General features: G+C 60.8%; 12 protein-coding genes and 1 tRNA gene. 12 read left to right on the top strand and 1 reads right to left on the bottom strand.

Annotated elements, in window-relative coordinates; all coding sequences use genetic code 11:
- Positions 1-97 precede the first annotated feature (97 nt).
- The 7 genes from petA (at position 98) to HME9302_RS11245 (ending at position 6,317) form a co-directional block, all read left to right on the top strand.
- Positions 98-685, top strand: coding sequence for a ubiquinol-cytochrome c reductase iron-sulfur subunit (gene petA, locus HME9302_RS11275; protein WP_115367095.1), 588 nt, complete (start codon positions 98-100; stop codon positions 683-685).
- Positions 686-706: 21 nt separating this feature from the next.
- Positions 707-2,002: a cytochrome b gene (locus tag HME9302_RS11270; RefSeq protein ID WP_115367094.1), complete on the top strand. Its 1,296-nt coding sequence runs from the start codon at positions 707-709 to the stop codon at positions 2,000-2,002.
- Between the two features lie 22 nt (positions 2,003-2,024).
- Complete coding sequence (locus HME9302_RS11265) at positions 2,025-2,876, top strand: cytochrome c1 (RefSeq protein WP_115367093.1); 852 nt, start codon at positions 2,025-2,027, stop codon at positions 2,874-2,876.
- 72 nt (positions 2,877-2,948) lie between these two features.
- The gene (locus tag HME9302_RS11260; protein WP_115367092.1) at positions 2,949-3,485 is read left to right on the top strand and encodes an adenine phosphoribosyltransferase; all 537 of its coding nucleotides are present in this window, start codon (positions 2,949-2,951) and stop codon (positions 3,483-3,485) included.
- A 139-nt stretch (positions 3,486-3,624) separates the two neighbouring features.
- Positions 3,625-5,535 (top strand): cation:proton antiporter, encoded by a 1,911-nt coding sequence (locus HME9302_RS11255; RefSeq protein ID WP_115367091.1) that lies wholly within the window; start codon positions 3,625-3,627, stop codon positions 5,533-5,535.
- Complete coding sequence (locus HME9302_RS11250) at positions 5,532-6,125, top strand: OmpA family protein (RefSeq protein WP_115367090.1); 594 nt, start codon at positions 5,532-5,534, stop codon at positions 6,123-6,125. The genes HME9302_RS11255 and HME9302_RS11250 overlap by 4 nt, the downstream gene beginning before the upstream one ends.
- Before the next feature lie 118 nt (positions 6,126-6,243).
- Positions 6,244-6,317: transfer RNA gene (locus HME9302_RS11245), tRNA-Gly, on the top strand.
- Positions 6,318-6,381: 64 nt separating this feature from the next.
- Here the strand turns inward: HME9302_RS11245 and panC are convergent.
- Entirely contained in the window at positions 6,382-7,236 is an 855-nt protein-coding gene (gene panC / locus HME9302_RS11240) for a pantoate--beta-alanine ligase (RefSeq protein ID WP_115367089.1), read from the bottom strand.
- 121 nt (positions 7,237-7,357) lie between these two features.
- Between panC and HME9302_RS11235 the strand changes: the two genes are divergently transcribed.
- From HME9302_RS11235 to HME9302_RS11215, 5 genes are all read left to right on the top strand, one after another.
- Complete coding sequence (locus HME9302_RS11235; RefSeq protein WP_115367706.1) at positions 7,358-8,185, top strand: division plane positioning ATPase MipZ; 828 nt, start codon at positions 7,358-7,360, stop codon at positions 8,183-8,185.
- 3 nt (positions 8,186-8,188) lie between these two features.
- Positions 8,189-8,500 (top strand): J domain-containing protein, encoded by a 312-nt coding sequence (locus HME9302_RS11230; RefSeq protein WP_115367088.1) that lies wholly within the window; start codon positions 8,189-8,191, stop codon positions 8,498-8,500.
- 11 nt (positions 8,501-8,511) lie between these two features.
- The gene (gene pgmG, locus HME9302_RS11225; protein WP_115367705.1) at positions 8,512-9,927 is read left to right on the top strand and encodes a phosphoglucomutase/phosphomannomutase PgmG; all 1,416 of its coding nucleotides are present in this window, start codon (positions 8,512-8,514) and stop codon (positions 9,925-9,927) included.
- A gap of 37 nt (positions 9,928-9,964) precedes the next feature.
- Positions 9,965-10,999: a DUF2059 domain-containing protein gene (locus HME9302_RS11220; RefSeq protein WP_115367087.1), complete on the top strand. Its 1,035-nt coding sequence runs from the start codon at positions 9,965-9,967 to the stop codon at positions 10,997-10,999.
- A 151-nt stretch (positions 11,000-11,150) separates the two neighbouring features.
- Positions 11,151-13,658 carry a ligase-associated DNA damage response DEXH box helicase gene (locus tag HME9302_RS11215; RefSeq protein ID WP_268243480.1) on the top strand — a complete coding sequence of 836 codons (2,508 nt, stop codon included), beginning with the start codon at positions 11,151-11,153 and terminating at the stop codon, positions 13,656-13,658.
- Positions 13,659-13,670: the final 12 nt, after the last annotated feature.

Raw genomic sequence — 13,670 nt, 5'->3', positions numbered from 1 at the left:
ACGGCCGGTTGGGGCAATGCGCGGTTCGTCGAGGCGCGTGCGCGACATCCCCTCCAACGGTGCGGTAACGGGCTCGGTTCGAAGATAAGGCAGGTTGATGGCTAACAGCACGGTACCGGCAGACAGCGCGGACCCGGCTCTGCATGGGGCGGAAACGGGTGACGATGGCGTGCGCCGCCGCGATTTTATCAATATTGCTGCCGTCAGCGCCCTGGGCGTCGGCGGTGTGTTCGTGCTGTTGCCGCTGATCAGTCAGATGGCCCCATCCGCTGATGTGTTGGCTGAAAGCTCGACCGATGTGGACGTCTCGCTGATTGAGCCGGGCCAGTCGATCAAGGAAATCTTCCGCAAACAACCGCTGTTCGTGCGCCGTCTGACTCCAGCCGAAATTGCCGAGGCGAACGCCGTGCCGACCGGTTCGTTGCGCGACGCGCAATCGCTGGCCGACCGGACCAAGGAAGGGCATGGCGACTTGCTGGTCACCATGGGCGTCTGTACCCATCTGGGCTGCGTCCCGCTGGGTGCGGCGGAAGGCGAGAATAAGGGTGAATATGGCGGTTATTTCTGCCCCTGCCACGGTTCGCATTACGACACCGCAGGCCGCATCCGCAAAGGCCCTGCACCGACGAACCTTGTGGTTCCCGATTACGAATTCACGTCCGATACGGTCATACGCGTCGGTTGACGCTTAGAAAGTGCTGAGACCATGAGCTTCCCCTGGGCCAAACAATATACGCCGACCAACGGCTTCATGCGTTTTATGGACGAGAAGCTGCCGTTGCCGCGGCTGGTCTACAACGCCGTGGGCGCGGGTTATCCGGTGCCGCGCAATCTTAACTACATGTGGAATTTTGGCGTGCTCGCCGGGTTCTGTCTGGTGCTGCAGATCGTCACCGGGGTCGTTTTGGCGATGCATTATGCCGCCAATGCGCAGGTCGCTTTCGCCACTACAGAACACATCATGCGCGACGTAAACTGGGGCTGGCTGATGCGTTATATGCATGCCAACGGTGCCAGTTTCTTCTTTATCGTGATCTACCTCCATATTTTCCGCGGGTTTTTCTATTCGTCCTACAAGGCGCCGCGCGAAATGATCTGGATCTTGGGCGTGGTGATCTTCCTGCTGCTGATGGCGACCGCGTTCCTCGGCTATGTGCTGCCGTGGGGCCAGATGAGTTTCTGGGGCGCGAAGGTCATTACCGGCCTGTTCGGCGCAATTCCGCTGGTTGGCGAACCGATCCAGGTTTGGCTTCTGGGCGGTTTCGCGCCTGACAATGCTGCCCTGAACCGCTTTTTCAGCCTGCACTTCCTGCTGCCATTCGTAACGGCTGGCGTGGTAATCCTGCATATCTGGGCGCTGCACATTCCCGGTTCGTCCAACCCGACAGGCGTCGAGATCAAGAGCGAGAGCGATACCGTGCCCTTCCATCCGTATTACACGGCGAAGGACGGGTTCGGGCTCGGCGTCTTCCTCATCCTCCTGTCGATCATGGTGTTTTTCCTGCCCAACTATTTGGGCCATCCGGACAATTACATCGAAGCAAACCCGCTTTCGACCCCGGCTCTCATCGTGCCCGAATGGTATTTCTGGCCATTTTACGCGATCCTGCGTGCGTTCACGATGGATTTCTTCTTCATTCCGGCCAAATTGATGGGCGTGCTGGCGATGTTCTCCGCGATCCTCATCTGGTTCATTCTGCCATGGCTCGACCGGTCCCCGGTTCGCAGTGGCCATTATCGCCCGTTGTTCCGCAAATTCTTCTGGTTCGGCCTGATCCCGGCGATGCTGGTGCTGTTCATCTGCGGCGGGGCTCCGCCTTATGAACCGTATGTGATGCTCAGCCAGGCAGCGACCGCCTACTACTTTCTGCATTTCCTGGTGATCTTGCCGATCGTATCCAAGATCGAAACGCCGCAGCCGATGCCTTACTCCATTACCGAAGCGGTGCTGGGGTCGGACAAGAAGGCCGTACTTGGCGAAAACGCCTCACCTGCGGTTTGATCCTGAAGAAAGACACAGAACAATGATCCGCATTATCGCAATCCTTGGCGGTCTCTTCTTCGCCGTTGCCGCGTTCTGGGCTTTGGGCGTTGGGGCCTACACCGCCATGACCGTGGAAACCGAGGAGACCGTAGAACACGAATTTTACGTACATCCCAAAGATGTGTCTTTCTCCAGCGATGGGCCGCTCGGCACCTATGACCGTGCGCAATTGCAGCGCGGGTTGAAGGTCTATCAGGAAGTATGCGCCGCTTGCCACGGCATGAAGTTCGTGGCGTTTCGCGATCTGGGCGCGCTCGGCTATACCGAACCGGAAGTGGCTGCAATTGCCAGCCAATTCCAGGTTCCCGGTGTCGATCCCACGACTGGCGAACCCGTCCTCCGTCCAGCAGTGGCAACGGATTACATGGTCGGTCCCTATCCAAACGACATTGCCGCGGCCGCAGCGAATAACAACGCCATTCCGCCCGATCTTTCGCTGATGACCAAGGCTCGTCATGATGGTTCGGCTTACGTTTATTCGTTGTTATCGGGCTATGGCCCAATCCCGGCTGAATTGAAGGCGGCGTATCCGGACTTCGAAACTCCGCAGGGGCTTTATTTCAACCAGTACTTCCACAACCTCAACATCGCGATGGCTCCGCCACTGACGGCCGCCGGTCAGGTGACCTATTCCGATGGTACCGACGCGACGATCTCGCAGATGTCGAAGGACGTGACGGCGTTCATGACGTGGTCGGCGGAGCCGAAGCTGGAGCAACGCCGCCAGACGGGCTTCGTGTTCATCGGCTTCCTGATCTTCGCGACTATCCTTGCATATATGTCCAAGAAACAGGTCTGGGCGGGTGCGAAGCCGAAGAAGCGCAAGGATTAAGCTCGCGGCGATATCGATACTGGGCAGTCGGTTCGGCCGCCCGTTCAGCGACGTCCAAGCAGCCTCCAGCGCATGAACTCGCGGCAATTGCAGGCGTTGGTACGCACCGTGCCGGATTTCCCCGCGCCCGGCATCATGTTCCGTGACCTTACGACCCTGTTTGCCGACCCGGCCGGCCTCGCAGCCACAGTCGACCAGCTCGCAAGTCATGCACGGTCGATCGGTGCGGACGCGATTGCGGGTATCGAAGCGCGGGGTTTTATCTTGGGCGCAGCTATCGCCGCCGCTTGCGGCAAGGGGTTCGTGCCGTTGCGCAAGGCGGGCAAACTACCCGTGCCCGTGATCGAGGCGGAATACGAACTGGAATACGGTAACGACCGGCTTGAGCTCGACCCTACGCTGATCGCCGACGACGCGAATATCCTGTTGGTGGATGATCTGATCGCCACAGGGGGAACCGCGCTCGCGGCGTTGGGACTGTTGCGCCGCGCCGGGGCGCGGGTCACTCACGGCGCTTTTGCAATCGATCTTGCCGATCTGGGCGGCAGCAAGGCGCTTCGCGAGGCGGATTGCGCGCCATTTTCGCTGATGGCCTATCCAGGCAAATAAGGATCGGGGATTGACGGCACCCCGCAAACGCCGCAGCCGTATCAGGAAGTTGGCAAGCCATCGTGCAGCGACTGGCGGATCGATCGCCAAAGTCGAACAATGGCCCCGATATGCCGTCGTGTGGGAAGAGAATTAGGTCATGGAAGAACAGGCACTGGTAATTGCCATGGTCGGCTTGCTGGGCATTGGCGCACAGTGGATCGCCTGGCGTACAGGCTGGCCAGCCATCGTGCTGATGCTGGCTGCAGGCTTTCTCGCCGGGCCGGTGTTCGACCTGTTCGATCCCAAGGAAGCATTCGGCGAACTGTTGAGCCCGATGGTCAGCATCGGCGTCGCGCTGATCCTGTTCGAAGGCGGGCTCAGCCTGAATGTTCGTGAGTTGCGACATTCGGGCGATGCCGTTTGGCGACTGGCCACGATCGGCGTGCTAGTTGGCTGGGCGTTTGGCTCGCTTGCCGGGTTCTACATCGCCGGCCTGGTGTGGCCGGTCGCAATTCTGTTTGGCGGGATCCTCGTGGTCACCGGACCCACGGTGGTGCTGCCCTTGCTCCGACAATCCAACGTCAAGACCAGACCGAGCTCGATCCTGAAATGGGAAGCGATCGTCAACGATCCGACCGGCGCACTATGTGCTGTTATCGCGTATGAATATTTTCGCAAGGTCGCCGAAAGCCCCGGCGCTTCGCTGTTCGAAGTGGTCCCGCCGCTGATCATCGCGGCCCTGCTGGCAGGAGCGATCGGCTATGCGGCCGCCTGGGTCATCGCCTACACATTCCCGCGCGGAGGGGTGCCCGAATATCTCAAAGTGCCGGTGCTGTTCACAGTGGTGGTCGGCGTGTTCGTGCTCTCCAACGCGATCGAGCATGAGGCTGGCCTGGTAGCCGTCACCGTAATGGGTGTGGCGATGGCGAACATGAATGTGCAATCGCTGCGGTCGATCCATCCGTTCAAGGAGAATATCGCGGTCCTGCTTGTCTCGGGCATATTTATTCTGCTTTCGGCATCGCTGGAATGGGAAGATCTCACATATCTCGGCACGACATGGCGCTTCGGTGCATTCCTGCTGGCGCTGCTGTTCCTGGTCCGTCCGGCAACCGTCCTGATTTCGCTATTGGGCAGCGATGTACCGTGGAACGAACGGCTGTTCGTGGCCTGGATCGCACCCCGAGGGATCGTGCTGGTCGCGATCAGCGGCCTGTTCGCGCTACGTTTGGGCGATCTGGGTTATGCGGGTGGAGAGCTGCTGATCGGCCTCAGCTTCGCGGTCGTCGTGGCGACAGTGGTGGCGCACGGCTTTACCATCGATCTTGTCGCACGCTGGCTCGGCATCAAGGGCGTGTCGAGGCCCGGCCTGCTGATTGTCGGTAGCACTCCGTGGACTATCTCGCTGGCACAGGAGATGAAGGATCTGGGAACGCCGGTTATGGTCGTGGACCCGAGCTGGCAGCGGCTCGGTGCCGCGCGGCAAAAGGGGCTGCCGTTCTATCATGGTGAAATCCTGAACGAGGCGACCGAGCACAATCTCGACCTTGCGCCGTTCCAGGTGCTTGTCGCCGCGACTGAGAACGAAGCTTACAACACGCTTGTCTGCAACGAATTCGCGCACGAGATCGGTCGCGATTCGGTGTATCAGCTGGGCGAGGCGGGCAGCGAGCACGATCGCCATGCCTTGCCGCCGTCGCTGCGCGGGCGCGCCTTGTTCGAAAGCGGGTTCGGCGTGTCAGATGTGCATGAACGGCAACAGCAGGGCTGGCGGCTGCGCAAGACCAAGCTGTCGGAAGAATTCGACTTCGAGGACGCGCAGCAAACCCTGCCCGAAGCAACGCATATGCTGCTATTGCTTCGCTCCAGCGGCGTAATGCGCTTTTTCACCCACGCATCCCGTCCGGAACCGCGCGCTGGCGATACCATCATTTCGTTCTCCCCCCCGGTCGAACGCAAGCCGGACGAAAAGGCCGCGCGCAAGGCAGAAAAAGCCACCGCGGAATCGCGTGAAGGCGCCCGGACGGGCCCGACAACCGATCCGGATACCGGACCGCAAACTGCATGACTTACAAGAAGGAGTACACCGTGATGCGCTGGCTACCCGCCATCCTGATGCTGGCCGTTCTGGGCGCTTGCAAGAAAGACACGCCGCCGGTGCAGCCGGAAGAACAGGTTTCGATCATCCGTGAGGATATCGAGCAGCCGATCGAAGCGCCCGCGCTGGAGCCGCTGCAAACCAGCATCTCCTTTGCTGGCGGCGGTATCGAGATGACCGAAGAAGCCGCAGCGGAAATTGCTACGATTGTGAACGCCCCGCAAACGGAGGAGAACGGTCAGATCATCTTGCGTGGCCATAGCGATGCAGGCGGCAGCGATGCCGTGAACATGCGGATATCGCTGGAACGGGCCGAACTCGTGCGCGATGCCCTGATTCAGCGCGGCATCGCCGAAGACCGCATCACGGTTATCGCTTTCGGAGAACAGAATCCGATCCAGCCCAACGCTCTGCCCGATGGCGAACCGAACGAGCCAGGCCGCGAGGCAAACCGGCGGGTGGATGTCTCGGTGAACCTGGCAGAGGCTGTTTCAGACGCCGAACCAATTGCCGACACGGATGGCGAGACGCCGGATGTGATCGAGGATACTGCCGAATAATCGAGCCGGTGAGGCGCAGTGGGCAGTTGACGGCAGGCACCTGTCTGGGGCAATTGCCGTGCCATCGATCAGCACTCGGCGCGAACGATATGGTTTGTTGTGCGGGCAAAAGTGCGATGCGGGTATAGCTTAGTGGTAAAGCCCTAGCCTTCCAAGCTAGTTATGCGGGTTCGATTCCCGCTACCCGCTCCAACCTTTACAATCCGGTTTCACGCTATGTGCATTTCGTGATCCGGAAGCCGCCAACGCTGCTGCCTCATCCTACCGCCATGTTGTCGATCAGCCGTGTACCGCCGATCCTGCCCGCCACGATCAAGCGGGCAGGCCGCTCTCCCACGCTTTCAAGCGGGACCAGCATTTCCGCGTCGGCCAGTTCGGCATAGTCCACGCTTTCGAAGCCCCCTTCCAACAGCTGTTCGCGAAATTCCGCCAATGCAGCGCCGGGCGTCGTTCCAGCTTCCATCGCAGTGATTGCGGCACGCATCAGGCGGGGCAGGGCGGCGGCCTGCCCTCGCTGCTGGGCATCCAGATAACGGTTGCGACTGGACAGGGCGAGGCCGTCCGTCTCGCGTATGGTCGGAATTCCAAGGATGGCATCGGCTTGCGGGCGCGTAAGGTCGAGGTCTCGGGCCATGCGGCGAATAACCGCGAGTTGCTGCCAATCCTTTTCCCCGAACACCGCCACGTCCGGCTGCACTTGATTGAAAAGCTTGTTCACCACTGTCGCCACGCCATCGAAATGCCCCGGCCGGTCGGCACCGCAGAAATGGTCGCTCACGCCAGCTACCGTGATGCTGGTCGCATACCCGTCGGGGTACATTTCAGCTGCGCTGGGAGCCCATAACAGGTCCACCCCCTCCGCCTTCAACAGGGCGCTGTCGGCGTCCAGCGTGCGGGGGTAAGCGTCCAGATCCTCGTCCGGGCCGAATTGGGTGGGGTTGACGAAAATCGACACGGCCACCCGATCCGCCTCCGATCGCGCGGCCCGCACCAGTGCGAGATGTCCTTCATGCAGGGCGCCCATGGTCGGCACCAGCGCCAGGGTTTCGCCCGCGCTGCGCCACTGTGCTGTCAAGGTTCTCAACATATCCAGCCGTTTGACGGTTTGCATGGGGGCCTGGCTCCGGTAGGATTTGCAGCATCGGACGCGTTCGGCGTCCTGTATCGAGAAACCGGCCTTGCCGGACAAGACTGTCCCGCGCAATTGCGCCAACCACCGCGAGGTTCCCTGCGTGCCGCCACCTTCAAACACCCAACAGGCACACAGGATCGTTTTCGCAAACGAGAAGGGCGGAACGGGCAAGTCCACGACCGCCGTGCATATCGCAATTGCGCTGGCCTATGGCGGCGCGAAAGTGGCCGCAATCGACCTCGATCCCCGGCAGCGCACGCTGTACCGCTACATGGAAAACCGCGACGCCTTGCAGGAAAAGCGCGGCGTGACCTTGCCGGGGGCACGGTACGAAGTGCTCGATTCCACCGATCCACAGGAGTTCGAAGCGCTCGCGGCGGAGCTGGAGCGAGAGGCGGATTTCCTGATCGTGGATACGCCGGGCCGTGACGATCCGCTCGCCCGCCATGCTGCCGCGCAGGCCGATACGCTGGTCACGCCGATGAATGACAGCTTCGTGGATTTCGATCTGATCGGGCAGGTCGATGCCGAAACATTCAAGGTCAGGAAGTTGTCCTTCTACGCCGAACTGATCTGGGAGGCGCGTCTGAAGCGCAGCCGGGCCACTATCGAGGAAAAGCGGCGCGAGCTTGACTGGATCGTGGTGCGTAATCGCACCGGTTATACCGAGGCGCGCAATATGAGCCGGATCGAACAGGCACTTGCCGAAATGTCGAAGCGCGTGGGCTTCCGCGTGGCGCATGGCCTGTCCGAACGCGTGATCTACCGCGAACTGTTTCCGTCTGGGCTGACGCTGCTCGACAAGGGTCATCTGGGCAACCTCGGCACCAGTCATCTGGTAGCGCGGCAGGAGCTGCGAAACCTGCTGGCGGCACTGAAATTGTCGAAAATTGCAGATCGGGCCAAACCGTTGCTGGAGCCTGCCTGAACGATGCTCCGCATTTTCGTTATCGCCGCGCTGATTTCCATCGGCTGCAAATTGGCGCTAGGCCGCTGGCCGTGGGATTACCTCCGCACCACTTCCACGCGCCAGCAGGCCGTGTTCCGCGCACGCAAGCTGCTCGGCGTGCGCGAAAATGCCAATCACGCTGACATCCGCGAGGCGCATAAACGGCTGCTGATATTGGTCCATCCCGACCGCGGCGGCTCCGACGCGCAGGTTCACGAGGCAACGGCGGCGCGTGATCTGCTGCTGGGCGAATTGCCTTACGAGCCCGGCCAAAACGACATCATCGATCAATGAACGGACAACCAATGACCGACCATGACAGCCACCAGTTCGACTCTACCACCCTGCGCGAATACGACATTCGCGGCATCGTGGGGGAGACTTTGGGGGAAGCCGATGCGCGTGCGATCGGGCGCGGTTTTGCAACGCTGCTCACCCGCGCGGGCGGCAAGCGTGTTGCGGTCGGTTATGATGGGCGCACCAGCTCGCCGGTGCTGGAAGCGGCCCTGATCGAGGGGCTGACCGTCAGTGGCTGCGATGTGGTGCGGATCGGTATGGGGCCGACCCCGATGCTGTATTACGCCGAAGCGTCAGCCGAAGATGTGGACGGCGGCATACAGATAACCGGCAGCCATAATCCCGCCAATTACAACGGCTTCAAGATGGTGTTTCAGGGCCGTCCGTTCTTCGGCGACGATATCCAGGAGATCGGCCGACTGGCCGCTGGCGGGGATTGGACGACCGGGAGCGGCACTACGCAAAGCCGCGAGGTCCTGGACGAGTATGTCGAGCGCATCGCCGAAGGGCTGGACGGTATCGACACCGCCCGGCTTTCGGGATTGCGCGTCGGTTGGGATAACGGGAACGGTGCTGCCGGACCCGCGCTTGAAAAGCTCGCGGCTAAGCTGCCCGGGGAGCATCACCTCCTCTACACCGAAGTCGACGGAAACTTTCCCAACCATCATCCCGATCCCACTGTCGAGGCCAATCTGGAGGATCTGCGCCAGCTGGTGGCGGACAAAGGCCTCGATTTCGGCATTGCCTTCGACGGCGATGGCGACCGGATCGGCGCGATCGACGGCGAAGGACGGGTTATCTGGGGGGATCAACTACTGATGATCTATGCCCGTGACCTCCTGGTAAGAATACCTAACGCCACCATCATCGCCGATGTGAAAGCCAGCCGTGCGCTGTTCGATACGGTTGCCGAGCTGGGCGGAAAACCGGTGATGTGGAAAACCGGGCACAGCCTCATCAAGTCGAAAATGAAGGAAACCGGTTCGCCGCTCGCGGGCGAAATGAGCGGTCATGTGTTCTTCGCCGATACTTATTATGGTTATGACGACGCGCTTTATGCAGGAGTGCGGTTGATGGCGGCATCCGCGCGGCTCGGCAAATCGGTCACACAATTGCGCGGCGAGATGCCCGCTATGGTCAACACGCCGGAATTGCGGTTCCAGGTCGATGAAAGCCGCAAATTCGCCGCCATCGACGAAGTGAAGGCGCGCCTTGCCAATAGTACGGACGATGTGGACGGTACCGACGGTGTGCGCGTGACCGGCAAGGATGGCTGGTGGTTGCTGCGCGCGTCAAATACGCAAGACGTGCTTGTCGCCCGCGCCGAAAGCGACAGCGAAGAAGGTCTTGCCCGGCTCGTGGCGAAGATCGATGAGCAATTGCAGCTTTCCGGACTGGAGCGCGGACCGCAGGCGGGACACTGAGGGCAAGTCACAAATTTGGTTACTGAGGGGATTTGAGTTGGAACATAGAATAGTCGCATTAAGCGCCATTGGCGCTGCGCTCGCTTTTATTGCTCCCGCTTCGGCGCAGGATGCGGACGAAGTGCCACCTATCACGCTTGGCAAAAGGATCGGCGATGCGCCCGTTCCTGTCATGACGATGCGGGTGGAGGATCTTACCTGCAAGGAACGCGCCGACCTGCCCGAGGACGCACAGTGCACCGAAGAAGAGGCCGCTGCCGAACCGGCAGATGATTTTTCGAACCCCGTTTTCTCGCCCGAAGACGAAGCCGAGATGGCGGAGGCCTTTGGCATATTCAGACAATTGTTTCCGACGACACCGTTGACGACGGAGCAGGAAGCGCTGCTGCCGCAAGCTGAAAAGCTGGCGAATGATCTTGTGCCGGATGGCAGTTATGCCCGTATCATGCAGGACACGATGGAACCGATCTTCAGCGGTATTTTCGGTGATCTGATGGACGATCCCGCCAGCCATCTGGTGGATGTTACGGGGCTGGAGGAAGAAACCTTCGAAGAGCTGGAGGATACAGCGATGGAACAGGCGCTGGCTCTGCTCGATCCGCGTTACAAGGAGCGTAATCGCGCAATGGGCGAAGCGCTGACCGGACTGATGGGCGAGTTGATGGGAGCGATCGAGCCAGCTTTGCGAACGGGCTATTCGCGCGCACTGGTAAAACGCTTCGACGCGGCAGAACTGGCAACGCTTTCCTTGTTCTTCGATACACCTACGGGCGGCAAGTTCGCCCGCGAGCTACTGCCAATATCTGCCGATCCGGAAGTGATGGGCGCCATGGAAGCGATGGGCCCGGCAATGGTCGGGCTGATGCCACAGATGATGGAAGAGTTCGAGGCGGTCACTGAAGAATACGGCGAAGCGCGTGCCTTTTCCGACCTGACCGCCGCAGAACAGGGGCAACTGGCGTCGTTACTCGGCAAGGCGGAGGCGGAACTGCGTGCTGGTGAAGAAGCGCTGAATTCCCAAGTCGAGGTCGAAGAAGAGATCGGCGCGGATGCCACCAGTCAGGAAGCCTGAATTCCGTATCGGTTGCTTGGCGGCGGTCGGTATTTCGCTCGCCACTATAAGTGTCGTTGTCTAATGGCCTGCCGCTGAAGTCGTCGCGCCTGGTGAAAACGTGTGAATGTCCCGCGCGGGAGACTTTTGCCGCGCGGCGCATTCTAAGGATGTGAACAAGCGCACCACCCAAACCGCATCCCGCGTGGTGCCGCCTGAAATCGAGGCATGGTTTACAGGCCGCGACTGGCGCGTGCGCCGCCATCAGACCGAAATGCTGGAAGCCAGCGATGCCGGACGGCATTCGTTGCTGGTGGCCGATACCGGTGCCGGCAAAACGCTGGGCGGTTTCCTGCCAACGCTGGCGGCATTTTGTCCTTCGCGGTTGAATGGTGAAGACCCGCCCGAAGGCCTGCACACCCTGTATGTCTCCCCGTTGAAGGCGCTGGCGCATGATGTGCAGCGTAATCTGGTAACGCCCGTGGAAGACATGGGCTTGCCGTTGCGGATCGAAACGCGCAGCGGCGATACGCCGTCGGATCGCAAGAAACGCCAGCGTACAAAGCCGCCTCATATTCTGATGACAACGCCGGAATCGCTTTCCTTGCTGCTGTCCTATCCTGACAGTTTTGCAATGTTCGCCGGGTTGAAGCGCGTGATCGTGGATGAGGTCCACGCTTTCGCAACAGGCAAACGCGGCGATTTGCTGGCGCTGGCGCTATCCCGGTTGCAGGCCATCGCGCCCGATCTGCAGCGGGCCGCTTTGTCCGCGACGCTAGCCGATCCGGAAAACTACCGCACATGGCTCGCGCCTTGGGGCGATATCGAGGAAGTCGCGCTGATCAAGGGGGAGGATGGTGCGCCTGCCGAAGTGGAAATCCTGCTGCCCATCGAAGAACGCGTGCCGTGGGGCGGCCACGCCGCAACCTGGTCGATCCCGCAGCTATACGATCTGATCAAGCAGAACCGCACGACGTTGGTGTTCACCAACACACGCTTTCTTTCGGAATATATCTTCCAGTATCTGTGGGATGCGAACGAGGACAAGCTGCCGATCGGTATCCATCACGGGTCGCTGTCGAAGGAAGCGCGGCGCAAGGTGGAAGGCGCAATGGCGCGCGGCGAATTGCGGGCCCTGGTGGCCACTGCCAGCCTCGACCTAGGGGTCGACTGGGGGGATATCGATTGCGTTGTGCAAATGGGTGCTCCGAAGGGTTCGTCCCGCCTGTTGCAGCGCATCGGCCGTGCCAATCACCGGCTTGACCAGCCAAGCCGCGCGGTGCTGGTGCCCGGCAACCGCTTCGAATTCCTGGAAGCGACCGCGGCCAAGGAAGCGGTGGATGCAGGCCAGCGCGATGGCGAGGATTTCCGCCCCGGCGGACTCGACGTACTGGCGCAGCATGTGATGGGGTGCGCCTGCGCCGCACCGTTCGAAGAGGCCGCGCTGCTGGCGGAAATTCGCTCCAGCCATGCTTATGCATGGGTCGACACTGCGATCTTTACTCGCGTGCTCGAATTCGTGGCAACCGGCGGATACGCGTTGAAGGCCTATGACCGGTTTCGACGAATCGTACGCGAAGGCGGAGCGAAAAAAGCGGCAGCCGGCGGCGATGCCACATGGCGGCTCGCGCATCCGCAGCAGGCCGCCAAACACCGGCTGAACGCAGGGATTATCATGGATGGCGAGATGCTGCAGGTCAGGTTTCGCAACGGTCGCTCGCTCGGCAAGGTCGAGGAACGCTTCGCTGCGCAGCTTTCGCCCGGCGATACATTCGGCTTTGCGGGCATGAGCCTGGAAGTTGAAAAAGTGCAGGACATGGACGTGGTGGTCCGCGCCAGTAGCAAGGCGGCGATGATCCCGTCCTATGGCGGCGCGCGGATGCCGCTGACCACGCATCTGGCCGACCGTGTGCGCGAAATGCTGATCGACCGGGCAAAATGGGGCCGCTTTCCGGACGATGTCCGCGAATGGCTGGAAGTGCAGGATTGGCGCAGCAAGATGCCCGCGCCCGGTACGCTGCTGGTGGAAAGTTTTCCGCATGGGAAGCGGTATTTTACGGTGTACTACACCTTCATCGGCTGGAACGCGAACCAATCCCTCGGGATGCTGGTGACCAAGCGGATGGAAGATCGCGGGCTGAAACCGCTGGGATTCAACGCCAATGATTACTGCCTCGCGGTGTGGAGCCTGCGCCCGGTAGAGGATCCCGTGCCGCTACTCTCACCGGACATTCTTACCGACGAATTTATCGACTGGGTGCAGGATTCGCACTTGCTCCGCCGCGCCTTTCGCGAAGTGGCGGTGATCGGCGGGCTGGTGGAACGACAACAACCGGGCAAGCGCAAGACGGGCAAGCAGGTCACGTTTTCCACCGACCTTATTTACGAAGTGCTGCGAAAATACGAGCCGGATCACGTGCTGCTGGAGGCCGCGTGGGCCGACGCGCGCACATTAATGACTGATATCGGCCGATTGGGCGATATGCTTGATGTGGCCGCCGAACAGCTCGTCCATGTCGAACTCGACCGGGTCAGTCCGCTAGCAGTGCCGGTGATGGTGCTGATCGGCCGCGAAAACGTGCCGCAGGGTGCAGCGGATGACGAATTGCTGCTGGAAGCGGAAAGCCTGGCCGATGCAGCCATGCGAACCGATCCGCTGGAGGAGCTGGAGCCGGACTGACACTCGCAGAGG

Origin of the sequence: Alteripontixanthobacter maritimus, from assembly GCF_003340475.1 — a bacterium.
In the GTDB taxonomy this organism is placed as follows: Bacteria; Pseudomonadota; Alphaproteobacteria; order Sphingomonadales; family Sphingomonadaceae; genus Alteripontixanthobacter; species Alteripontixanthobacter maritimus.
This window is presented reverse-complemented; position numbering and strand designations above follow the sequence as displayed.

Coding starts and splice junctions, on each gene's coding strand:
- petA (WP_115367095.1), top strand. CDS start 98: ATGGCTAACAGCACGGTACCGGCAGACAGCGCGGACCCGGCTCTGCAT.
- HME9302_RS11270 (WP_115367094.1), top strand. CDS start 707: ATGAGCTTCCCCTGGGCCAAACAATATACGCCGACCAACGGCTTCATG.
- HME9302_RS11265 (WP_115367093.1), top strand. CDS start 2,025: ATGATCCGCATTATCGCAATCCTTGGCGGTCTCTTCTTCGCCGTTGCC.
- HME9302_RS11260 (WP_115367092.1), top strand. CDS start 2,949: ATGAACTCGCGGCAATTGCAGGCGTTGGTACGCACCGTGCCGGATTTC.
- HME9302_RS11255 (WP_115367091.1), top strand. CDS start 3,625: ATGGAAGAACAGGCACTGGTAATTGCCATGGTCGGCTTGCTGGGCATT.
- HME9302_RS11250 (WP_115367090.1), top strand. CDS start 5,532: ATGACTTACAAGAAGGAGTACACCGTGATGCGCTGGCTACCCGCCATC.
- panC (WP_115367089.1), bottom strand. CDS start 7,236: ATGCAAACCGTCAAACGGCTGGATATGTTGAGAACCTTGACAGCACAG.
- HME9302_RS11230 (WP_115367088.1), top strand. CDS start 8,189: ATGCTCCGCATTTTCGTTATCGCCGCGCTGATTTCCATCGGCTGCAAA.
- pgmG (WP_115367705.1), top strand. CDS start 8,512: ATGACCGACCATGACAGCCACCAGTTCGACTCTACCACCCTGCGCGAA.